The sequence below is a fragment of the Corynebacterium sp. HMSC070E08 genome (assembly GCF_001808895.1).
Taxonomy (GTDB): domain Bacteria; phylum Actinomycetota; class Actinomycetes; order Mycobacteriales; family Mycobacteriaceae; genus Corynebacterium; species Corynebacterium hiratae.
In genome coordinates, this window is record NZ_KV794751.1 from 71,137 (window position 1) to 91,505 (window position 20,369).

Genomic DNA, 20,369 nt, shown 5'->3' on the forward strand with positions numbered 1-20,369 from the left:
TCAGTGCTGGCCGCGCGTCAGCGTGAGTTCGTAGGAACCGCTGGGCGTCGTGAAGCACAGCAGCGAGGTGCCCTTGGGGATGGCTGCGGTAGCCTGCGGCGGCAGCCTGATGGGGCCGTGCGTGCGGATGTGTGGGGAGGATAACTCCGCCGCGAGGAAGCTGCCCACGTTACTCACCATCCAGTTGTCCTCTTGCTGCCAGAAGTGGAGGAAGTGGCGGTGCATGGAGGCGTCATCAGGAGCCAGCGGGAAGTCCCCCGCGCGGCCTGCCACTAGCTGCTGACCTGGGCGCACGACGGCGCGTTCCCCAGCGGAGTTAGTGACAAGGAGGTCGCGCTGCATCCAGAGGCCTTTCTGTAACTTTAGGCAGTAGCTTTTAGAGCTTTGAGTAGTACGGAGGGCGCTGTCACCTTTACACTGCCGTGTGGCCTAGCGCGCCTGCTGAGATTCCGGGGAGTGCCACCCAACGAGGGTTCACATTTGGCTCGTGTGGCACCCCCGGCCACCAGAGGAATACACTAAATCGCTCACGTGTTGTCTCTTGGGCGCTGACGATGTGAGTAGCAGCGCTGAAGACCCAAAATAGAAAAGTTGAAAGGTGTAGCCGGCCGCATGTCCGCTGAAATCCCTTCGAAGGTAATAACTACCCTCAGCATCCTGGTGCTGGGAGCGATGGTCATGATTCTCAACGAGACCTCGCTCTCCGTTGCGCTACCAGCCATTATGGCGGACTACTCCATTCCTGCCACGAGTGCCCAGTGGTTGTTGACGGGATTCATGCTCACCATGGCTGTGGTTATCCCGACCACCGGCTTCCTTCTGGAAAGGCTCACGACGCGCCAGATCTTCGTTGCGTCCGCGGGGCTCTTCCTGGCCGGAACCGTGGTGGCGGCCCTCGCACCGAGCTTCTTCATCCTGCTGGTGGGCCGCGTCCTTCAAGCTGGCGGAACCGCTTTGATGATCCCTACCCTTATGACCGTGGCCATGACGCTGGTCCCAGCGCAGCGTCGTGGCACGGTGATGGGCATCATTTCCGTGGTGATCTCCGTGGCCCCGGCATTGGGCCCCACCGTCGGCGGAGCGATTCTCAACCACTTCACCTGGCACGTTATCTTCTGGGCCATGGTCCCGCTCATCGCCCTCATTCTCGTCGCCGGGCTGTGGCGTTTGGACAATGTGGGGGAGAACCGTGATACCCCGCTCGACGGCCTCTCCGTCGTCCTTTCCGCCTTCGCGTTTGGCGGTTTGATCTACGGCCTGTCCTCGATGGAAAAGATCCTGCAGGGTGACGGCTGGGTGGACATCGCCGTTACCGTGGTGGGCGTCATCGCGCTCGCCGTATTCATCCGTCGGCAGCAGCGCTTGGCGCTGGAGGATCGCGCCCTGATGGATCTGCGTCCCTTCCGTGTGCGCAATTTCACCCTCGCGGTGATCATCCTCCTCCTGTCCTTTGGGCTCATGCTGGGAATGGTCACGGTCTTGCCCATCTATCTGCAAACCACACTGGGTGCTACGGCCTTTGCCACGGGGTTGGCGGTGATGCCGGGCGGCATCCTCCAAGCCTTCCTCTCTCCGATTGTGGGCCGGCTCTTCGATTCCTATGGCCCGCGCCCGCTCATGATTCCCGGGTCGCTGCTCATGGTGGCCGGGCTGTGGCTCATGGCCACCTTGGGTGAGAACTCAGCCGTGTGGATGGTCGTGGGTATGCACGTGATCTTCTCCCTCGGCATGTGCTTGATGATGACGCCGCTGATGACCACTGCGCTGTCCTCGCTTCCGAAGAAGCTCTACTCGCACGGCTCGGCAATCATGAACACTTTCCAGCAGTTGGCGGGTGCGACGGGAACGGCTTTGCTCGTTGTCTTCCTCACCCGCGGCACCCTGGCTGGCGCTGCCGCTGGGCTAAGCCCGGCCGCGGCGACGGCGCAGGGAACGCACTGGGCTTTCCTGTTTGCCGGCGTGGCCGGCATCGCCATTGCGGTGATAGCACCGCTGCTTAAGCGCGCGGATTAAGTGCGCGGTTTAACACAGCGGCAGGTTGAGGCGGATGTCCTCTGCGTCCTCGCCCCAGACGAGGACGGCGTCAGCGGAGTCCTCGGCGCTCATGTAGAACACCGGCTCGGAATCGGAAATGTCGTAGCTGTACACGGTGCAGCGTCCGTTGGATAGTTCCTGCGCGCCCTGCGTCGGGCCGGCGGCCTCGCGCTGGGCGGCGTCCCCGTACCGCGCCACGGAGTAGCTCACGCCGTTACCAACGCACGTAATTTTGGCCTCCTGGCCGTCTTCCGGATCACGGGATTCGCAGGTGGCGCCGTTGAAGCCTTCGTCGCCGGGGCGGGAGCTGATGAGCCCGGGGTGGGCATCGGCAAGCGCCTGTTCTGAGTCGGACCACGCCGACCGCCCTAGGAAGAACCACAGCAGTCCACCAACCAGGAGCAGGAGAAGAAGACCCACGCCCAAGCCCGCAAAGACCTTGCCTTTCGACTTCGAGGTGCGCGTGGTGGATGATTCCTCCGCGGGGTCGGCAGCATAGCCAGGTTGCGGTTGCTGGGGTTGCTGGGGTTGCTGCGGCCCGGCCCACTCCGCCTGCGGGGCGGCGGTGTGTTGCGGAGCTGACTGCCACGGGGCCGCGCCCGGGCCCGGGCTGTCCGCGTGTGTGCTGCGCACGGCGTCGATAACGGCGGCGGCTGAGGGGTAGGCGGCCGCGGCGCGGAAGCCTGGGTAGGCCGCGGAGACGAGCTGGGCCAGGCGGTCGATGACCTCCTTCGCGGAGGCAGTGGGGGCGTCGGTAGCGGTGGCTGGGCCGACTGAGGCGAAGAAGGCGTTCGAGCGGTTATCGGTGAGGATGATGCGCCGCGGGTTGAGCGCACGGAGAGCAAAGCCAGCGCGGCCCTGCTGGATAAGGAAGTCCGTGGCGTCGGCCAAGGGAGCAAAGACGGCGAGAGCCTCCTCCTGGGAAAGGTGATGGGCGCCGATGCCAGACGACGTGTACTTCGACAGCTGCTCGCCCGGCAGGCTGCGGCGTACAAAAAACTCCTGACCATTGTTCATCGTGCCCGTACCCACGATAGGGGCAATGGCGCTGTGCTGCAGCTGGCCAACGATTCCGGACTGGCGGAGCACGCCGCGGTGCTCCGGACCATAAATTTCTACGAGGAGTTCGTCCTGCGAGGGATCTTCCACGAGAAACAGCGAGGAGCCCGCCCCTTGGTCCAAGACAGCCTTCTCGCGCAGCCGGTGCTGGGTAGTGAAAAATTCAGGAAGCGTAGTCACGGTGAGAGAAATCCTTCGTGGAGGAGGTCGACGGTGAGGTATAAGAATCTTCCTCATTCTAAAGGCGACACCGTGTCCATGGGCGTGACACAGCGCTCCCGCCACGGTGGGCTAACAGATGGGCAAGCTCAAACGGTCCTCGCGAGCATGCGGACCAGCAAGAACGAGAGCAAAACGCGCGGAGACTCCCGAGGGGTACACTCCCCACGTTCCCGGCTGGTGAGGGATTTCCGCCGAGGTGATGCTGCACGCATCCTGGACTAAGACGTCGAGGCGGCGCGGCATGATGGAGTTACGGTTGTCCTCCGTGCCGAAATCAGCTGCGACGAGCGTGAGGTCGTCGCCCCTGCACACGATTCGAGCCTGCTGCCCCGCTTCCGGCAGCGCGGGGCGGCAGTCGAGGTTGCGCCACGGAGCGCGGCCAGGGTGCTCCGGCAACAACTGTGGAAATTGTTGGGCCAGAACCTCGTCGTAGTCGTCCCACCCCGCGCCGTACAGCGCTAGTCCGCCGGCGACTGCCAGACACAGCAACACCGCCGCAAGCACGCCCCCGAGGATGCTCAGATGGCGGCGCCGCGGCTGCTGGGCGCGCTCGTGGTGGGGGCTGGCCGGTGGCGTAGCAGGGCCGGCGGCAGCATCCGGGGCTGCGGGGCGCGGCGCGGACGCCAGCTCACTCAGCTCCGCGAGCATCTCCGATGCGCTGGCGAAGCGCTGATGAGGATCCGGGTTCAGCGCGCTGGCGAAAAAAGTGTTGAGGGCGGGGGCGAGGGGAGCGTCGCCAGGCGCCAGATTATGAGCGGTCAACTGCGGTATCACACGGCTGTGCGCCCACTGCTGGGGACTGGTGGCGCGGCGCAGATTAACCAGAGTGAGCATCTCCAGCGCGATGAGCGCGAGCGAGTAGCGGTCGCTGGCGGCGGTCGGCTGCGGTGGCTGCTTGACCAGCTGCGTGGGGTAGAGCTCCGGCGCCATGTAGGCATCCGTGCCCACGCGCAGGCCTTCGCGGGTCAAGCGCGTCGTGTCCTCATTGATGGCGATGCCAAAGTCCGCCAGCATGACGGTACAGCCCTCGTTATCACTGTGGGCCGTGGGGGAAGGCGTGCTATCGGCGATGATGTTCGCGGGCTTGACGTCGCGGTGAATGACCGGCGAAGGCAGGGCCGCCAGGTAGTCCAGGGCCTGTGCGATGGGCGCGAGCAGCTGCACGGTTTCCTCCACCGTGAACTTGGAATTGTCCAAGATGCGCTGGTTGATGTGCGCCTCCAGGCTGGGGCCGCGCAGGAATTTCATAATGAAATAAGGCACGCCGCCCGGGGTGATGTCGCCATCGTAGATAGGCACGATGGCCGGATGCTCGAGTGCCGCGACGGTGCGCATCTCCGCCATGAAGCGGCGGACTTCCTCATCGTCCTCGGCCGCATGCTGCGCGATGACCTTGATGGCTACTTCGCGGTCCAAGCTTTCCTTGCGGGCAAAGACGATGGTGCCCATGCCACCCGCACCGATCTGGTGGAACTGCGAGTAGCCCTTGGCGCTGAGCTCGGGCTCAAGATCCAAAGGCAGACCGGAAGCGGTGGGCTGGCTGTTCATGGCTATGCGGCGACGATGATGGGCTGGTGAATGACAAAAGGCTCATAACCGGCCTGCCGGATGCTGATCTCTGCGACAAAGTCGCCAGGGTCGGTGAGCCGAGCAACCAGCGTGCACTCGCCGGACTCACAGTCCACGACGAAATCCTCGCCCTCCTTGAGGTGGTGTGACTGGGTGTCGTCGAGAAGCGCCACCTGCCATTCGGCATTGTTGTCCAAATCCGCCTCGTCCCCACTCAAGTTCGTGGCCTGCACGCTGAGGACAAGGGCACCCCCGGTGGCCCACTGCAGCACGCCGGTCGGGGCAGAGCCGCCGGTAGCCCCGTCGTAGCGCCGGTTGTCCAGCTCAACGCGCAGGGTTTGGAAACCGTAGGGCTCTACGCCCGAGTAGGTGGCCACGATTTCGTTGACCACTCCTGGGCCCGCTTCCTTTTTCGTGAGCAGGTAGGTGCCGTCCTCCTGGCGCAGGTGCGAAGGTTCGCTGGGTTCTGGGATCTCGGAATCGGTCCCCTCGACAGGAACGTCTTCGTGCTGGGACAGGGTGGTCTGGCCCGTGACCGTGAACTTGGGCGCATCCTCCGCGGTGTCTTTGTTCGTCGCGCACGCAGACAGCGCGAGGAGCGCTACGCCGAGTCCAGCTAGCGCGCGCGGAGAGACGGAGGCGAACATTGGTTGTCAGATCCTTGCAGAGGGACAGATGAGGGATAGAAGGGGATAAAAATAGATAGGGGCCAGAATCAGACAAAGAATAACAGCACCGGTGAGCGGCTTAAAACAATAATGCTGAATTGTTATGAAAGGTGCGCATAGTAGTGCGGGTGCGCGGCCGCGAATTGGGCGAGCACAATGCGCCATGAGATCTTTTGGCCCGGCTGGAACTGCGGAACGCCGAGCTTTTGCAAGGTCTCCGCCAGCGTCTGAATCTTGCGCTCTACTTTCTTTTCCGTCCAATCCAGGGCCTCTGCTAGCTCGCGCTGACTACTCACGACCACCCGTGGCTCCGCGGCGGGGTTGTCGAGGAGTGGCTGAGCGAGGGTCTTGAGCAGCAGGCACTGCTCCTCATTCGGCTCGAAGACGTGGGTGGTAAACGGCCCATCCGGTGGAAGGCTGGGCTGTGGGCTGCGCAGCGACTGCATGACGGTGAGCTCGCACTCGTAGCTCATGGTGGCAGTGGAGAAATAGAGCGTGGAGGTTCCCGGGTGCAGGACCTCAATGCTGCCGGGGCTGATGAGGGTGCGGCCGAAGCCGCAGGCGGCGGGCGGCTGGATCGTAGCGGCGATGAAACTGCCGATGTTCTTGATGAACCACTGTGAGCCATTGGACCACACCTGCAGGAACGTGCGGTGCATGGCGGGATCATCGGAGGCCAGTAGGAAGTCCCCCTGGCGGCCAAGGGTGACGCTTTCGGAGACCTCGAGGAGGCGGGAGTGCCCAATCAGATCGTCGATAAGCAGGGTGCCGTGCTGTGCCTGTTGCATCGGGGGAGGCTCCTTCCCGCGGGGATGTAACCAGTGTTGACTGAAGAGTTACTTTACTTCAAGGCTTGCGCGCAGGCGCTTGGCGACGCCTCCCGCCACCTGTTCGCTACCGGCGTACAGTGGCTCTACCTGGGGAAATGAGGTTTTTGAGTAGGGGGGTGCGGAATTCGCGAATGGAGTGTCCGCCCCGCGCGTTAGAGTGGATGACACATTTACAGCGAAAGGTAAGAGGTAATGTTCGAGAGGTTTACTGACCGTGCTCGCCGCGTCATTGTTTTGGCGCAGGAGGAAGCACGCATGCTCAACCACAATTACATCGGCACCGAGCACATCCTCCTGGGGCTTATTCACGAAGGCGAAGGTGTAGCGGCCAAGGCTTTGGAGTCCATGGGTATCTCGCTGGAGGACGTCCGCCGTGAGGTGGAAGAGATTATTGGTCAAGGTTCTCAGCCGCACACCGGCCACATCCCATTTACCCCGCGCGCGAAGAAGGTTCTCGAGCTCTCCCTGCGTGAGGGTCTCCAGATGGGCCACAAGTACATTGGCACTGAGTTCCTGCTGCTTGGCCTCATCCGTGAGGGTGACGGCGTGGCGGCTCAGGTGCTGACCAAGCTGGGCGCCGACCTGCCGCGCGTGCGCCAGCAGGTTATCCAGCTGCTCTCAGGCTACGAAGGGAATGAAGGCGAAGGCGGCCAGTCCCAGGGTGGCCCCGGCCCGGTAGGTGCCGGTGCCGGCGCTGGCCAGGGAGGCCGTGTTGGCCCGGGTGGCTCCGGCGAGCGCTCCAACTCCCTGGTGCTGGACCAGTTTGGCCGCAACCTCACCCAGGCTGCGCGCGACGGCAAGCTGGACCCAGTCGTGGGTCGCGATTCCGAGATTGAACGCATCATGCAGGTTCTGTCTCGCCGCACCAAGAACAACCCGGTGCTCATCGGTGAGCCCGGCGTGGGGAAGACCGCCGTGGTCGAGGGCCTAGCCCTCGATATCGTTAACGGCAAGGTCCCGGAGACCCTCAAGGATAAGCAGCTCTATTCGCTGGACCTCGGCTCCCTGGTGGCTGGCTCGCGCTACCGCGGTGACTTCGAGGAGCGCCTGAAGAAGGTGCTCAAGGAGATTAACCAGCGCGGTGACATCATCCTCTTTATCGATGAGATCCACACCCTGGTCGGCGCCGGTGCCGCCGAGGGCGCTATCGATGCTGCTTCCTTGCTAAAGCCGAAACTGGCTCGCGGCGAGCTGCAGACCATCGGTGCCACCACCCTGGATGAGTACCGCAAGCACATTGAGAAGGATGCTGCCTTGGAGCGCCGCTTCCAGCCTGTCAAGGTGGAGGAGCCCTCCCTCGATGACACCATCCTGATCCTCAAGGGGCTGCGCGATAAGTACGAGGCACACCACCGCGTCTCCTACACCGATGAAGCGTTGAAGGCTGCAGCCTCCCTGTCGGACCGCTACATCAATGACCGCTTCTTGCCGGATAAGGCTGTTGACCTCCTCGATGAGGCCGGTGCCCGTATGCGCATCAAGCGCATGACCGCCCCGGAGGGCCTGCGCGAAGTGGATGATCGCATCGCAGAGGTCCGCAAGGAAAAGGAAGCTGCGATTGACGCCCAGGACTTCGAGAAGGCCGCTGGACTGCGCGATAAGGAGCGCAAGCTGGGTGAAGAGCGCGCGGAAAAGGAAAAGCAGTGGCGCTCCGGTGACTTGGAGGAAATCGCCGAGGTCGGCGAGGAGCAGATCGCTGAGGTCCTCGCGCACTGGACCGGCATTCCGGTGCTCAAGCTCACGGAGAAGGAATCCAACCGCCTCCTCAACATGGAAGAGGAGCTGCACAAGCGCATCATCGGCCAGGACGATGCCGTCAAGGCCGTGTCCCGCGCCATTCGCCGCACCCGTGCCGGCCTGAAGGACCCGCGCCGTCCTTCCGGTTCCTTCATCTTCGCAGGCCCCTCCGGTGTGGGTAAGACGGAGCTGTCGAAGTCCCTGGCCAACTTCCTCTTCGGTTCGGATGATGACCTCATCCAGATCGATATGGGTGAGTTCCACGATCGCTTCACCGCGTCCCGCCTCTTTGGTGCTCCTCCGGGATACGTTGGCTACGAAGAGGGCGGCCAGCTGACCGAGAAGGTTCGCCGCAAGCCTTTCTCCGTGGTGCTCTTCGATGAGATCGAAAAGGCCCACAAGGAGATTTACAACACCCTTCTGCAGGTGTTGGAGGATGGCCGTCTGACCGATGGTCAGGGCCGCGTGGTGGACTTCAAGAACACCGTGCTTATCTTCACCTCGAACTTGGGTACTCAGGATATCTCCAAGGCTGTGGGACTGGGCTTCACCGGCTCTTCGGAGAATGACGCCGATGCGCAGTACGAGCGCATGAAGAACAAGGTCAATGACGAGCTGAAGAAGCACTTCCGCCCCGAGTTCCTCAACCGTATTGATGAGATTGTGGTCTTCCACCAGCTCACCCAGGAGCAGATCGTCGAGATGGTGGAGCTGCTCATCGCCCGCGTAGAGAAGCAGCTCTCCGAGCGTGACATGGGCATCGAGCTCACTCAGAAGGCCAAGGACCTGCTGGCTCAGCGCGGCTTCGACCCGGTCTTGGGTGCACGTCCGCTGCGCCGCACCATCCAGCGCGAGATTGAGGACCAGCTCTCCGAGAAGATCCTCTTCGGCGAAATCGGCGCGGGTGAGATCATCACCGTGGACGTTGAAGGCTGGGACGGCGAGTCCAAGGACAACTCTTCTGCCACCTTCACCTTCACGCCGCGTCCACGCCCGCTGCCGGAGGACACCTTCGACAAGGAGCTCGAGGAGACCGCCGTGCGTGAGGCCGATGAGGAACTGGCCACCGAGATCGACGCCGAAACTCACGGCCCCGACTCCAATGGTCCGGACACGGTGACCCCGGACGTCCTCGACGAGTCTGGTAGCGATTCCGCTGAGGAATCCCACAACGACGATGGCGATGACGGCAACCCGCCGCCGGCAGGTGCCGGTGCTGGCCAGCCGCTCTAAGCGCTGACCTGGGCCCCATAAGGATTAGCCCCGGATCGCATGCGTGTGACACTGCATGCGGTCCGGGGCTTTTTGCACGACCAGTGGGCGAGATGGCCCGGTGGGTGGGAAGGCCCAGTGGGCGGGATGACCCGCCCACCACTAGAAGGGAATCAGCACACCGTCTCGTGGGATTCGTGCTCTGGGTGCTCGATCTGGATGGTGGAGTGCTCGATGCCGTGTTCGCGCAGGGCCTGCTGGGCGGCATCCAACAGCGGGCCGGTCTCGACGGTACCGTCGCGCACGATGTGCACGGTCGTCAGCACGTTCACGCCGTCCAGGCTCCACAGGTGCAGGTCGTGGATGTCGGCAACGCCCTCGACCTCCCGCAGCGCGGGCTCGATGACGCTGGCGTCGAAGTCCGCCGGGACCTGCTCGAGCAGCACGCTCGCCGAGAGCCGCATGAGCTGCCAGGCGCGCGGGAGCACCATCGCCGCGATCACCAGGGAGGCGATCACGTCCGCCGCCACAAACCCCGTGGTCAGTACCACGACGCCCGCCACGATCACTGCGATCGAGCCGAGCATATCCACCAGCACGTGCAAGAACGCGCCCTCCACGTTGATTGAGGATTCGCGGTGCCGGTGCAACACCCACGCCGATAGCGCATTCGCCACAAGGCCAATCACCGCGATGATCAGCATCGTTGTTCCTTGTACCTCAGCTGGGCTCTGCAGGCGGCGCACCGCCTCGACGACAATCCACACCGAGATCGCCAGGACCATCACCGCGTTCGCTAGCGCAGCAAGCACCTCTACTCGCCGGTAGCCGTACGTGGCCTGGGCTGATGCTTGTCGACGCCCAACCAACACCGCTAACACCGCGATGATCAACCCAGCGGCGTCGGAAAGCATGTGCATCGCATCCGCCATCAGCGCCATTGAACCCGCCAACCAGCCGCCGATTAGCTCCGCGAAGAAAACGGTGCCGGTAATGCTGAGCGCAATCAAGAGCGCGCGCAGGGGCGTGCTGGAGTGATCGTGGTCGTGGTGCTCGTGTGCCATGCACTCAGCCTATCCCCGCCGGCGCTTATTGACAAGTAAATGAAAATAGATGGCGGCGCCAGGGGGCGATTCTAGGATTCGGCAGGTTGGCAGTTTGACGGTGCGGGGACGTCGCGGAAGCGGTCGATGAGGTAGTTCGTGCCCTGCAGAACCGCGCGGACCGTGGGCGCGGCATGGTTGGTGCCCGAGCCCGGGCTCACGTTCACCGCCCAGGCGTCCTCAAAGTAGACGGTCCCACCGGCAGCACAGAAGTCGTGAGCCATGCGGCGTGCTTGCTGGTAGGGGATGATGTCATCGGTCGGGGAGTTGACCACCATCATCGGGGCGTTGAGAGCCCGCTGGCCGAGGCGCTGCTCGTGCAGCATGCGGGAGGCCACCGGCTTGCGGCGCAGGAGCTCGGCGAAGGATTCACCGCTCGTGGTCAGCTCACTGGTTCGAACATTTCCCCAGGTAGACATCGATTCGCGCAAACAAAAGGTGGCAGCGTCGGCGAGGAATGTGTGGCCGCGCGGATTCATCTCATCGATGATTTCCCGGGAGAACTCCGGGCTACGCTCCGCAAAACCATTGATGGCGTAGCCCAACACGTGAACGAGCGCTGAGCCGTCGACCGCCTGCATCACCTCGAAGAGGTCCGCTGGCGGTGCACCGGCGAAAGCTCCCTTGACGTTGAGCTCGGGGGCGTAGCTCGCGGCGTATTCGCCCGCAGCGGCAGCTGCGCCACCGCCTTGGGAGTAGCCGACAAATCCCACGGGGGAATCGGCGGGAGCACCGGCGAGCCGGAGCGCGGCGCGGGCGGCGTCAAGAACCGCGTGGGCCTCCTCGACGTTGTTGACATAAGAATGGTGCCCCGGGGTTCCGAGCCCGATGTAGTCCGTGACTACGACGCGCACACCTTGGGAGGCCGCGTAGTTATACACGCGCGTGGCCGCAGCTTCATAGCGCTGGTCAACGCGGTTGCCGTCGGCGGCGAAACGGGCTCGGGACGGCGCACACTGGTCACCCGCCCCACGCGTTCCCGGCGCGTAGACGATAGTTGGGCGCTCGCCCGGCCCGTTCCATGGTGCTGAGGACTCGTAGACCATGCCGGTCACCGTGGTGGGTGTGCCATCCATGAGGGTGGAGGAATAAGAGATAACAGTGGCCTTAACACCGGGTTGTTCTATCGGTGACGCCGATTGGACGCTGCCCGGCTCCACCGCGTGGGCGGCGGGCGATGCCAGAATAAGAGCAGCGGTGGTCGTTAGCACTGTTAACAGGGATTTTATTCGCACAAAGCTCAGAGTAGCCTGCGGCGTCGTAGTGCGCATCCGCGCTAAGCTGGCACGCATGGGAATTTATTATCGCAAGCGCAAGAAGACCGGAAAGAACAGCTGGATCAACCTCTCCGGCTCCGGTGCCTCGATGTCGACGAAGGTCGGCCCCGTGACGTTTAACTCCCGCGGCGGCATGTGGGTCAACCTGCCCGGAGGCCTGAATTTCCGGGGACGCTGGCGCTAATGACATCTCACCCCAACAGCGACTATGTCCGTATGGGGTACGAGGCCGACGTCGTCTTGCGCCTAGGCATGATGCTCATGGGGGCGGGAACGTCCGGCTACCGCGTGCTGCGCGGCATGAAACGTGCCGCCCGTGCGCTCGGCTTTGATCGGCTCGACGCCAACGTGGGCGTCACCCAGATAACGTGCACGTTTCACCGCGGCCGCGAGTTTCGCACCGTGGTGGCCCAGCAGCATTCACCCGCCGTCGACGCCTCCCGCATCGAGGCGCTGGAGGATCTCACCCACCACAGGCTGTACGCGGGCATTACTGCGGAAGAGCTCACGGAGATGCTTGATTCCATCGAGTCAACGGTGGTCAAGCGTTGGAACCGCTGGCTCTTGGCTGCAGCGGCAGCTATTGCGTGCGCCTCTTTCGCGGTCCTGAACTTCTTCACGCCGCTGGCGATTCTCCTAGTGGCTCTCGCCGCTTTCTGCGGCCAGCTCACCCGCGCGGTCTTGCACGGCAAGCACGTTCACCAGCTGGGTTGCATCGTGGCGGCCGGAACTGTGGCTAGCCTCGTGTACTTCTTCACCACCGAGGCTGTGGCCGCCGCCGGGGTGGCGGACCCGTCGGAGTTTTCCTCGGGCTATGTGGCCGCCGTACTTTTCCTCATTCCCGGCTTCCCGCTATTCTCCGCGCTCATTGATCTCGCGCGCTTCGACTTCGAGGCCGGACTATCCCGCCTGACCTACGCGCTGACGGTGATCACAGCTGCGACCTTTACCGTGGCCTTAGTCAGCTGGACCACGGAACTCACCCCGGAACCGGGAATTCCGGACTATGCGCCCGTGTGGTACCTCGCCGCCGCGGCGGCCAGCTTCCTAGGCATTTCCGGATTCGCGTTCCTCTTTAACTCCTCGCGCCGGATGGTGCTCGTGGCGGCCGCGGTGGGAACGGTGGCCAACCTTGTGCGCTTGCTCCTCATCGGGGTCGGGGCCACGGCCTACGTCGGCGCTTTCGTCGGTGGTCTCATCGTTGGGCTCTTGGGCGCGGTGGCCTCCACACGCGCACACCTACCGCGCATCACCACGACGGTGCCCGCGTCCGTCATCATGATCCCCGGCACCTCCATGTTCCGCACCGTCTATCACCTCAACGTGGGCAACATGGACCAGGCGTTGAGCAACTTCGCTACCGCCTCAATGGCCGTGGCAGCCATCGGCTGTGGGCTTATCCTCGCGCGCTTGTTGACCGACCGCGACTGGACCTTTGGTCACCTCATCGACTTCTCACACGTGCCTAGTGCGGCAGGTGAAACAAACCCTCGTCGTTGACATCCATCAACCCATCCTCGAGCAGTGAGGCCTGCGCGCGCGAACGCTGTGCCGCATCCGGCCATACCGCGTCGAGCGCGGATTGCTCGACGGGATGAGGGGTGGCGCGCAGGACGTCGAGAAGCAGCCCTCGCACCTGCCGGTCCGTACCGGTGAACTTTTGCACTCGCTTCTTGGCCCGCGCGGTCTCTTCTTCGCTGGGCTCCGGACAGCCCGCGAGCTGCCAGGCGCACGTGGACTTAATGGGGCAGGCGGCACAGTCGGGGTTCTTCGCCGTGCACACCAGCGCGCCGAGTTCCATGAGTGCGGCGGAAAAACGCGGACCGTTCTCTTCTGGAAGCAAAGCTTCTACCTGCGCCAACTCGCGTTTTGCGGGAGGTGGCGCCAGGAAGCGGCCCTCCTCGGCGCGGGCATAGACGCGGCGGACGTTGGTATCCACCACCGGAACGTTGTGCCCAAAATGGAAGCAAGCCACCGCACGCGCGGTGTACTCACCGATTCCGGGCAACGCCAAGAGTTTGTCGACGTCCCCCGGGACCGGCCCCTCACCAATCTCCTTCGCGCATTCCCACAAGCGCAGCGCGCGGCGCGGGTAGCCCAGCTTTCCCCAGGCGCGCAGCACATCTGCTTTGGATGCTGCCGCGAGGTCCTGTGGGGTGGGCCAGCGGCGCATCCACTCCTCCCACTGCGGGGCGACGCGCGCGACGGGTGTTTGCTGGCTCATGACCTCGCTTAAGAGCACGCCCCACGCTGAGGTCCCTGGCTCGCGCCACGGTAGGGGACGCTCATGGGCATCGAACCATTCCACGACAGCTTGGGTATCCATAGGCATCTCAGTGTAGGGCGGTGGGGACTAGAGTAAGAATCATGCCTTTAGTAGATGTCCCTCAAAACCCACAGAAGGTGTGGGAAGCCCTCCAGGAAGGTAACCACCGACTGGTGACGGGTAACCTCATCGACGTTAACCAAGACGCGAAGCTGCGCGCTGGCCTGACTCAAGGCCAGGACCCACGCGTCATCGTGCTTGCCTGCTCCGATTCCCGCGCGCCCATTGAGCACGTGTTCAACATTGGTTTCGGCGATGCCTTCGTCATCCGCACCGCCGGTCATATCCTGGACAGCGCGGTGATGGCGTCGCTGGACTATGCCCTGGAGAATCTCAAGGCTAACCTGCTCGTGGTGATGGGGCATCAGTCCTGCGGTGCGGTGGGCGCAGCCGCGGACTTCCTGGCGGGCGGCGATCTGCCGACGGGCCTGCAGCGTCCGATCATTGAGCGTGTGGCCGCTGCCTCGATGGTGGCCAAGCGTGATGGCCGCGAGGAACTCGCCGATTTTGAGCGCGAGAATACCGCGCAGACAGTCTCCCAGATCATTTCTGACGTTCCGGCTGCGCGCCAGCTTCTCGACGCCGGCACGCTCGGCATCGTCGGCCTGCGCTACCTCCTAGAGGATTCCAGCGTGGAGACCGTCGTCCTGCACGGCGTTCACTAGGCTCGCCGGCTGGCCCGGGCACTGGGCGGGACTAAGCGCATAGAAGTCGCTGCTCAAGACACGCGGCCCCGGGCTGGCCCGGGTTGGGCTCTAGTCCCCTTAAACTAAGAGCTGTGACTGAGCCATCCCGTACCCCGAAGCAGCTGCCGCGAGAGATTTACCTGCGTCGCCGCATCGCCGCGCTCGTGGCGATTCTGGTACTCGTGGTCATCCTTATTTGGGCTGCTACCGCGCTCTTTAGCGGTTCGAAGGAGGACCCGGGAGCCGAGTCGCAGCAGGCGGCGGCGTCGGGAACTCTGACTCCGTCGGAGGATGCAACCTCGGCGGTGGAGACGACGGAATCCACTGCGTCTGAGGAATCCACCGAGCCCGAGGCGGGGGAGGCGGACAAAGAAGAACCGACCTCCGAGGCAAAGCCAGCTGAGCTCACCGTTGATCCATCCAAGACAACGTGTTCCCTCCAAGACCTTAAAGTGATGGCCAAGACCAACGAGGACAGCGTCCCCGCTGGCAAGATGCCCACCTTCTACTTGGAGGTATTTAACCCGACGACGGAGGACTGCTCCATCGATCTCGATGAAGAGCAGCTGCGTTTCGAGGTCTACAAGATGGGCTCGAACGAACGCGTGTGGTCCGATACCGATTGCTATGCCTCGGTAGAAACCGGCAAGCAGACTTTCAAGTCCGGTGAGACGCGCTACTTCCAGGCGGATTGGTCCCGCAAGCGCTCCGAGCCGGGCCAGTGCACCGAGCGCGAGGAAGCCGAGCCGGGCGCTTACTTCCTGCATACTGTCATCGGGGAAAACTACTCCCCAGCGTTGCCGTTCAACTTGCTTTAAGCGCTGCAATCGCCTCGCTCAGGGTTGCGGCTTGGCGCACCTGTATGCCGCCGCCGACATCTACCTTTCCGGGCGGGACGATGGCGTAGCGGTAACCCAAGCGGGACGCTTCTGCCAAGCGGCGGTCTAGGTTCGGTACGCGGCGAACTTCGCCGGCCAAGCCCACCTCGCCGATGACCACCGTCTTCGGTGGTAGCGGCTGCTCGTGCAAGGAAGACCACGTGGCGAGCGCTACGGCAAGATCCGTCGCCGGCTCTTGAATCTTCATGCCGCCCACCGTGGCCACGTAAGCGTCCTTATCGTTGGTGCGTTCACCGGCGCGGGCCTGCAGTACGGCGAGCACCATCGGGACACGGTTGGCATCGAGCCCCGTGACCACGCGCCGCGGGTTCTTCGCCACGGGGTCGACGGTCAGCGCCTGCACCTCCGCCAGGATGGGGCGCACGCCATCCATGGCGACGGTCACCGCTGAACCGTCTGGGGTGCTGCCGCGGTGGGAGAGGAAGAGGCCGGAAGGGTCCGCCACCTCCCGGATGCCGGCGGCGGTTTGCTCAAAGCAGCCCATCTCATCGGTGGCGCCGAAGCGGTTCTTGAGTCCCCGGAGCAGACGCAGGGAGGATTGACGGTCACCTTCAAAGTTCAACACGACGTCCACGAGGTGCTCGAGCACGCGCGGGCCAGCGACGTTGCCGTCCTTGGTCACGTGTCCGACGAGGAGGATGGGGATGCCGGTGGTTTTGGCCAGCGTGGTCAGGGCTGCGGTCACCGCACGCGACTGTGCCACGCCACCGGCTACGCCCTCCACCCCGGCCGCGTGCATGGTTTGGACGGAGTCCACGATGAGGAGGCTGGGCTTGAGCTGTTCGACGTGACCAAAGACGACATCCAAATTCGATTCGGCCGCGAGGTAGAGCGTCTCGTGCAAGGCCCCGGTCCGCTCGGCCCGGGCGCGGACCTGCCCGGCGGATTCCTCGGCCGTGGCATAGAGGGCGGTGCGGCCCAGCTGCGCCCAGCGGGAGGCGACCTCCAATAACAAAGTGGATTTTCCGACTCCCGGCTCACCCGCCATGAGCACCACCGAACCGGGAACGATGCCGCGGCCAAGAACGCGATCGAGCTCCCCGATGCCAGTGTTGAGGGCCTTCGTGGCGGCAGCGCCCACCTTCGTAATCGGAACCGCTGGGCTCGTCGGTGTCAGGCCGGTTGGTCGGCGTCCAGACACAGCGGCCTGGGCCGCGGTGCTGCTTTCTGACGCCGCGGTTTCCTGCAACGTTCCCCATGAACCGCACTCGGGGCAGCGGCCAAGCCACTTGGGGGAGACGAAGCCGCATTCAGAGCACGTGTGGACGGGACGAACCTTTTTTGCCATGCCCATCACTCTAGTAAGTGGTGTGGACATTCACGTCGCGGGCAGGATCGCACCCTTTTCATCGCGCGGGATATGCACAGAGGCGCTACAGTGTTAGCCAGGTTACATCTTGTGTGTGCCTGCCCCCTCTTTATCCCCGTCCGATTTCTCACAACAAGAAGGTATTTCCATGAAGATTCGTCGTACCCTCGTCGCCGCTGGCGCTTCTGCCGCCGTCGCCCTCGCTGGCACCCCGGCTGCTTCTGCCGCACAAGCTCCCGAGCCGCTGGCCACTGTTCTGACCGAGATCACCAACGTCGCTGGCTATGAGGCTCAGAACCTCATCCTCGTCCCGGCGGCGCTGTCCTCCTTGGGCTTCCTGTCGAACCTGCTGTCCTAGTCCAGTTCACTTACCCCCACACCTCACTATTCAAGGAGAACCCATGAAGATTCGTCGTACCCTCGTTGCTCTGGCCGCTGCTACCTCCCTGGCTGTAGCCGGCGCCCCGGCCGCTTCCGCCGCTACCTACCCGGAACCGCTCAACCAGGTTATGGATGAGATGGTGAAGTACGGCGGCCCGCAGGCACCGAACCTTCTTCTCATCCCGGCTGCCCTGTCCTCTCTGGGCATTCTTAACTCTCTGCTTGTGATGGCTACGGCATCCTCGCGAGCTTAAGAGTTTTCTGCGTTCGCTAAGGAGCGTTAAACGCAGACCGCCCCAACTGCCAAAGTTGAAGCCCGTGATTCGGGCGGGAAAACTTTGGCGGCTGGGGCGGTTTTCTATGAAGAAAAGGCTTACTTGTTCTCGGCGTAGCCCTCGGTGGACTGCGGGTCGCGGTCAAAGTCACCGGACTGCAGCGGGGAGGCGGACACGGTGGCGTCAACCTCGATGGTGCCGGTGTTAAAAGTGAAGGTCACCGGGCGGGCGCCGCCGAAGGCGAAGCCGTCGTTCTCTAGGGTGGTGGCCACGTAGGTGATGTTCTTGTCCTTGCCGTCCTTCGGGAGACGGTCCAGGTTCGTCTGGGAATCAGCGTAGAGGGCGTGATCGCGAGGAAGCGGCTCTGCGCCTTCCAGTGGTACGTCCTGGCCGTCGACGCTCACGGACTCGAGGACGACGTCGTCGACCTTGTAGCCCTGGTTGACGGCCACGAACTTCAGGGAGGTCTCACCGGTGTCCGGCTCAACCTGAATGGTGACGTCACGCACGGCCACCTTGCCATCTTCGGTGCTTGCGGATGCGCCGTCGACAGCAATGACCTTTTCCGCGGTCTGAGCAACATGACCGGCCGAGCAGGACGCCAAGGCCAGCGCGGAGAGGGCGGTAACTGACATGATGGCACCGCAGCGAGCGGCGGACTTCAGGGACTGCACTGTGAGTGTCCTCCATTGAATTGCGATCACAAAGCTTATCAACGCTTTAGCCTAGTACCTCCGCAGTAAAAGCACACAGTTTCCGACAAACCTCTTGGGTAAACCGGGGGTAGCCGCGCTTTATGTTGGCCGTCATCGTGGTGTAAAGCGAGCTGCTCTACGGGCCTGGGTGGGGGAGCAGTGCCGGAAAACTGCGTGCTAGAGTAGATACCCTGTATATGCGGCCCACTGAGAGTACGCCGAGAGCGCACGATGGGCACCGTCTCAAAGGCTTCATAAGGAGTGGCAATGGAATTTAAGGTCGGAGAGGTCGTCGTCTACCCCCACCACGGCGCCGCCAAGATTACGGCGATTGAAACGCGCGAGATGGGCGGCGAGGAGCTCGAGTATCTCGTCCTCCAGATCAACCAGTCCGACCTCGTGGTTCGTGTGCCCTCCAAGAACGTTGAGATGGTGGGCGTGCGTGATGTTGTGGGCAAGGAAGGCCTCGAGAAGGTCTTCTCCGTCTTACGCGAAGAAGACGTGGAGGAGGCCGGCAACTGGTCCCGCCGCTACAAGGCCAACCAGGAGCGCCTTGCATCCGGCGATATCAACAAGGTGGCAGAAGTCGTGCGTGACTTGTGGCGCCGCGATCAGGACCGCGGCCTGTCCGCCGGCGAGAAGCGCATGCTTGCCAAGGCCCGCCAGATTCTGGTCGGTGAGCTTTCCCTGGCTAAGCCGGTCGATGACAAGAAGGCGGACACCATGATGGAGGAAATCAACGCCACCATCGAGCGCCACCGCGCCGCCGGCTTGGTCGAGGACAAGTCCATCACCACCGACATTGACAATGACGTCGATCTCGATGACCTCTCCTTCGACGACGAAGACTAATACCCGCCGCGTGATCGCCCTCGTCGCGGCGGCCGGTCAGGGAACGCGCCTTGGCGCTGATATTCCTAAGGCCTACGTGGAGCTGCGCGGAAGTACCCTGCTTGAGCGCTCCGTGAAGGCCATGATTACCTCGGAATTTGTCGATGAAGTCATCGTTCTCGTCAGCCCCGCCATGGAGGATTATGCCGCCAGCATCCTCGACCGCATCGATTCTGATGTGCCCGTACGCATCGTCCACGGCGGGGGTGAGCGCGCCGATTCCGTCTGGGCGGGCCTGCAAGCCATCCCAGATGAGGATGCCGTGGTGCTGGTCCACGACGCCGCCCGGGCGTTGACGCCGCCGGGGATGATCGCGCGCGTCGCCAAGCGCGTGCTCGACGGTGCCACCGCGGTCATCCCGGTCCTTCCCGTCGCGGACACCATCAAAGAAGTCGAGGGGACCACGGTGCTGTCTACTCCGGATCGCTCCCGCCTGCGTGCCGTGCAGACGCCGCAGGGTTTTAACCTGGCCGCGCTGCGCCGCGCCAACCTAGACTATTGGGCGCAGGACCCTGACTTTGTCGCCACGGATGACGCCAGCCTCATGGAATGGCACGGCGAGCGCGTGGAGACCGTGCAGGGAGATACCTTCGCGTTTAAAATCACCACTCCCATCGACCTCGTCCTGGCGAAGGCCGTGACGGATGAGGCCGAACCGACCATCTTCGAGGTGCCTAGTGACTAACCCCATCATCCCGCGCGTGGGAATCGCCACCGATGCCCATCAGATCGAGCCCGGAAAACCCTGCTGGATTGCAGGCCTTCTCTTTGAGGACGTGGATGGCTGCGAGGGCCACTCCGATGGGGACGTGGTGAGCCACGCGCTTGTCGACGCTCTGCTTTCCGCCTCCAGCCTCGGCGACCTCGGCTCCTTCGTTGGCGTAGGCCGGCCAGAGTACGACGGGGTTTCCGGCGCTCAGTTGCTGCGCGAGTGCCGCGAGCTGCTAGAAAAGGAAGGCTTCATCATTGGCAACGCTGCCGCACAATTGGTTGGCCAGAACCCCAAGATGGGCCCGCGGAGGAAGGAAGCCGAGGCCGTGCTGAGCGACATCCTCGGCGCCCCAGTATCCGTTTCGGCCACGACGACGGATCACCTTGGCTTCACCGGGCGCAAGGAGGGCCGCGCTGCCGTGGCGACTGCCGTAGTCTGGCGCGCCTAAGGCGTCCTGAACTTGCCGGCTGGATGAGTCAATTAG

General features: G+C 63.3%; 21 protein-coding genes. 11 read left to right on the top strand and 10 right to left on the bottom strand.

Going from position 1 to position 20,369, the window contains the following annotated elements:
• Entirely contained in the window at window positions 1-342 is a 342-nt protein-coding gene (locus HMPREF2526_RS05490) for a hypothetical protein (RefSeq protein ID WP_070546276.1), read from the bottom strand.
• A gap of 270 nt (window positions 343-612) precedes the next feature.
• Here HMPREF2526_RS05490 and HMPREF2526_RS05495 point away from each other — a divergent pair, with 270 nt between their 5' ends.
• Entirely contained in the window at window positions 613-2,013 is a 1,401-nt protein-coding gene (locus HMPREF2526_RS05495) for an MDR family MFS transporter (protein WP_070515880.1), read from the top strand.
• A gap of 9 nt (window positions 2,014-2,022) precedes the next feature.
• On the opposite strand, the gene HMPREF2526_RS05500 is transcribed toward HMPREF2526_RS05495, so the two are convergent.
• From HMPREF2526_RS05500 to HMPREF2526_RS05515, 4 genes are all read right to left on the bottom strand, one after another.
• Window positions 2,023-3,273 carry a serine/threonine protein kinase gene (locus HMPREF2526_RS05500; RefSeq protein WP_070546278.1) on the bottom strand — a complete coding sequence of 417 codons (1,251 nt, stop codon included), beginning with the start codon at window positions 3,271-3,273 and terminating at the stop codon, window positions 2,023-2,025.
• 111 nt (window positions 3,274-3,384) lie between these two features.
• Entirely contained in the window at window positions 3,385-4,863 is a 1,479-nt protein-coding gene (locus HMPREF2526_RS05505; protein WP_070546280.1) for a serine/threonine-protein kinase, read from the bottom strand.
• A gap of 2 nt (window positions 4,864-4,865) precedes the next feature.
• Window positions 4,866-5,531 carry a hypothetical protein gene (locus tag HMPREF2526_RS05510; RefSeq protein ID WP_070546282.1) on the bottom strand — a complete coding sequence of 222 codons (666 nt, stop codon included), beginning with the start codon at window positions 5,529-5,531 and terminating at the stop codon, window positions 4,866-4,868.
• A 122-nt stretch (window positions 5,532-5,653) separates the two neighbouring features.
• Window positions 5,654-6,340: a hypothetical protein gene (locus tag HMPREF2526_RS05515; protein ID WP_070511101.1), complete on the bottom strand. Its 687-nt coding sequence runs from the start codon at window positions 6,338-6,340 to the stop codon at window positions 5,654-5,656.
• A 234-nt stretch (window positions 6,341-6,574) separates the two neighbouring features.
• Here HMPREF2526_RS05515 and HMPREF2526_RS05520 point away from each other — a divergent pair, with 234 nt between their 5' ends.
• Window positions 6,575-9,352 carry an ATP-dependent Clp protease ATP-binding subunit gene (locus tag HMPREF2526_RS05520; protein WP_070515872.1) on the top strand — a complete coding sequence of 926 codons (2,778 nt, stop codon included), beginning with the start codon at window positions 6,575-6,577 and terminating at the stop codon, window positions 9,350-9,352.
• Between the two features lie 152 nt (window positions 9,353-9,504).
• Here the strand turns inward: HMPREF2526_RS05520 and HMPREF2526_RS05525 are convergent, their stop codons facing one another.
• Window positions 9,505-10,395, bottom strand: coding sequence for a cation diffusion facilitator family transporter (locus HMPREF2526_RS05525; protein ID WP_070546284.1), 891 nt, complete (start codon window positions 10,393-10,395; stop codon window positions 9,505-9,507).
• 71 nt (window positions 10,396-10,466) lie between these two features.
• Window positions 10,467-11,645, bottom strand: coding sequence for a lipase family protein (locus HMPREF2526_RS05530; protein WP_246819863.1), 1,179 nt, complete (start codon window positions 11,643-11,645; stop codon window positions 10,467-10,469).
• Window positions 11,646-11,724: 79 nt separating this feature from the next.
• Here HMPREF2526_RS05530 and HMPREF2526_RS05535 point away from each other — a divergent pair, with 79 nt between their 5' ends.
• A complete protein-coding gene (locus HMPREF2526_RS05535; protein WP_080975064.1) occupies window positions 11,725-11,895 on the top strand; it encodes a DUF4236 domain-containing protein in 171 nt (56 codons plus the stop codon).
• Window positions 11,895-13,211: a threonine/serine exporter family protein gene (locus HMPREF2526_RS05540; protein ID WP_070546288.1), complete on the top strand. Its 1,317-nt coding sequence runs from the start codon at window positions 11,895-11,897 to the stop codon at window positions 13,209-13,211. The genes HMPREF2526_RS05535 and HMPREF2526_RS05540 overlap by 1 nt, the downstream gene beginning before the upstream one ends.
• Here the strand turns inward: HMPREF2526_RS05540 and HMPREF2526_RS05545 are convergent.
• A complete protein-coding gene (locus HMPREF2526_RS05545) occupies window positions 13,177-14,037 on the bottom strand; it encodes an HhH-GPD family protein (RefSeq protein WP_049154727.1) in 861 nt (286 codons plus the stop codon). The genes HMPREF2526_RS05540 and HMPREF2526_RS05545 overlap by 35 nt on opposite strands.
• A 41-nt stretch (window positions 14,038-14,078) precedes the next feature.
• Here HMPREF2526_RS05545 and HMPREF2526_RS05550 point away from each other — a divergent pair, with 41 nt between their 5' ends.
• Both HMPREF2526_RS05550 and HMPREF2526_RS05555 read left to right on the top strand, forming a co-directional pair.
• The gene (locus HMPREF2526_RS05550) at window positions 14,079-14,702 is read left to right on the top strand and encodes a carbonic anhydrase (RefSeq protein WP_049154728.1); all 624 of its coding nucleotides are present in this window, start codon (window positions 14,079-14,081) and stop codon (window positions 14,700-14,702) included.
• A 113-nt stretch (window positions 14,703-14,815) separates the two neighbouring features.
• Entirely contained in the window at window positions 14,816-15,541 is a 726-nt protein-coding gene (locus HMPREF2526_RS05555; RefSeq protein WP_049154729.1) for a hypothetical protein, read from the top strand.
• Here the strand turns inward: HMPREF2526_RS05555 and radA are convergent.
• Complete coding sequence (gene radA / locus HMPREF2526_RS05560; RefSeq protein WP_049154761.1) at window positions 15,528-16,910, bottom strand: DNA repair protein RadA; 1,383 nt, start codon at window positions 16,908-16,910, stop codon at window positions 15,528-15,530. The genes HMPREF2526_RS05555 and radA overlap by 14 nt on opposite strands.
• Before the next feature lie 169 nt (window positions 16,911-17,079).
• On the opposite strand from radA, the gene HMPREF2526_RS05565 reads away from it, so the two are divergent.
• Together HMPREF2526_RS05565 and HMPREF2526_RS05570 are read left to right on the top strand one after the other, a co-directional pair.
• The gene (locus HMPREF2526_RS05565) at window positions 17,080-17,289 is read left to right on the top strand and encodes a hypothetical protein (RefSeq protein ID WP_070546290.1); all 210 of its coding nucleotides are present in this window, start codon (window positions 17,080-17,082) and stop codon (window positions 17,287-17,289) included.
• Window positions 17,290-17,332: 43 nt separating this feature from the next.
• Window positions 17,333-17,566, top strand: a complete 234-nt coding sequence (locus tag HMPREF2526_RS05570) for a hypothetical protein (protein ID WP_070546292.1) — start codon at window positions 17,333-17,335, stop codon at window positions 17,564-17,566.
• Window positions 17,567-17,685: 119 nt separating this feature from the next.
• Here HMPREF2526_RS05570 and HMPREF2526_RS05575 read toward each other — a convergent pair whose 3' ends face one another.
• Window positions 17,686-18,261, bottom strand: a complete 576-nt coding sequence (locus HMPREF2526_RS05575; protein WP_070511090.1) for a hypothetical protein — start codon at window positions 18,259-18,261, stop codon at window positions 17,686-17,688.
• 288 nt (window positions 18,262-18,549) lie between these two features.
• On the opposite strand from HMPREF2526_RS05575, the gene HMPREF2526_RS05580 reads away from it, so the two are divergent.
• Genes HMPREF2526_RS05580 through ispF form a run of 3 tightly spaced genes read left to right on the top strand, consistent with a single transcriptional unit; the run spans window position 18,550 to window position 20,333 of the window.
• Window positions 18,550-19,134 (top strand): CarD family transcriptional regulator, encoded by a 585-nt coding sequence (locus HMPREF2526_RS05580; protein ID WP_046649265.1) that lies wholly within the window; start codon window positions 18,550-18,552, stop codon window positions 19,132-19,134.
• A complete protein-coding gene (gene ispD, locus HMPREF2526_RS05585; protein ID WP_070546294.1) occupies window positions 19,106-19,858 on the top strand; it encodes a 2-C-methyl-D-erythritol 4-phosphate cytidylyltransferase in 753 nt (250 codons plus the stop codon). The genes HMPREF2526_RS05580 and ispD overlap by 29 nt, the downstream gene beginning before the upstream one ends.
• On the top strand, window positions 19,851-20,333 hold the full coding sequence (ispF, locus tag HMPREF2526_RS05590; protein ID WP_070546296.1) for a 2-C-methyl-D-erythritol 2,4-cyclodiphosphate synthase: 483 nt from the start codon (window positions 19,851-19,853) through the stop codon (window positions 20,331-20,333). The genes ispD and ispF overlap by 8 nt, the downstream gene beginning before the upstream one ends.
• The last annotated feature ends 36 nt before the right edge of the window (window positions 20,334-20,369 follow it).

What these genes read in the sequence shown, in the direction of transcription:
- HMPREF2526_RS05490 (WP_070546276.1), bottom strand. Translation starts at nt 342, where the DNA reads ATGCAGCGCGACCTCCTTGTCACTAACTCCGCTGGGGAACGCGCCGTC.
- HMPREF2526_RS05495 (WP_070515880.1), top strand. Translation starts at nt 613, where the DNA reads ATGTCCGCTGAAATCCCTTCGAAGGTAATAACTACCCTCAGCATCCTG.
- HMPREF2526_RS05505 (WP_070546280.1), bottom strand. Translation starts at nt 4,863, where the DNA reads ATGAACAGCCAGCCCACCGCTTCCGGTCTGCCTTTGGATCTTGAGCCC.
- HMPREF2526_RS05510 (WP_070546282.1), bottom strand. Translation starts at nt 5,531, where the DNA reads ATGTTCGCCTCCGTCTCTCCGCGCGCGCTAGCTGGACTCGGCGTAGCG.
- HMPREF2526_RS05515 (WP_070511101.1), bottom strand. Translation starts at nt 6,340, where the DNA reads ATGCAACAGGCACAGCACGGCACCCTGCTTATCGACGATCTGATTGGG.
- HMPREF2526_RS05520 (WP_070515872.1), top strand. Translation starts at nt 6,575, where the DNA reads ATGTTCGAGAGGTTTACTGACCGTGCTCGCCGCGTCATTGTTTTGGCG.
- HMPREF2526_RS05525 (WP_070546284.1), bottom strand. Translation starts at nt 10,395, where the DNA reads ATGGCACACGAGCACCACGACCACGATCACTCCAGCACGCCCCTGCGC.
- HMPREF2526_RS05535 (WP_080975064.1), top strand. Translation starts at nt 11,725, where the DNA reads ATGGGAATTTATTATCGCAAGCGCAAGAAGACCGGAAAGAACAGCTGG.
- HMPREF2526_RS05540 (WP_070546288.1), top strand. Translation starts at nt 11,895, where the DNA reads ATGACATCTCACCCCAACAGCGACTATGTCCGTATGGGGTACGAGGCC.
- HMPREF2526_RS05545 (WP_049154727.1), bottom strand. Translation starts at nt 14,037, where the DNA reads ATGGATACCCAAGCTGTCGTGGAATGGTTCGATGCCCATGAGCGTCCC.
- HMPREF2526_RS05550 (WP_049154728.1), top strand. Translation starts at nt 14,079, where the DNA reads ATGCCTTTAGTAGATGTCCCTCAAAACCCACAGAAGGTGTGGGAAGCC.
- radA (WP_049154761.1), bottom strand. Translation starts at nt 16,910, where the DNA reads ATGGCAAAAAAGGTTCGTCCCGTCCACACGTGCTCTGAATGCGGCTTC.
- HMPREF2526_RS05565 (WP_070546290.1), top strand. Translation starts at nt 17,080, where the DNA reads ATGAAGATTCGTCGTACCCTCGTCGCCGCTGGCGCTTCTGCCGCCGTC.
- HMPREF2526_RS05570 (WP_070546292.1), top strand. Translation starts at nt 17,333, where the DNA reads ATGAAGATTCGTCGTACCCTCGTTGCTCTGGCCGCTGCTACCTCCCTG.
- HMPREF2526_RS05580 (WP_046649265.1), top strand. Translation starts at nt 18,550, where the DNA reads ATGGAATTTAAGGTCGGAGAGGTCGTCGTCTACCCCCACCACGGCGCC.
- ispD (WP_070546294.1), top strand. Translation starts at nt 19,106, where the DNA reads ATGACCTCTCCTTCGACGACGAAGACTAATACCCGCCGCGTGATCGCC.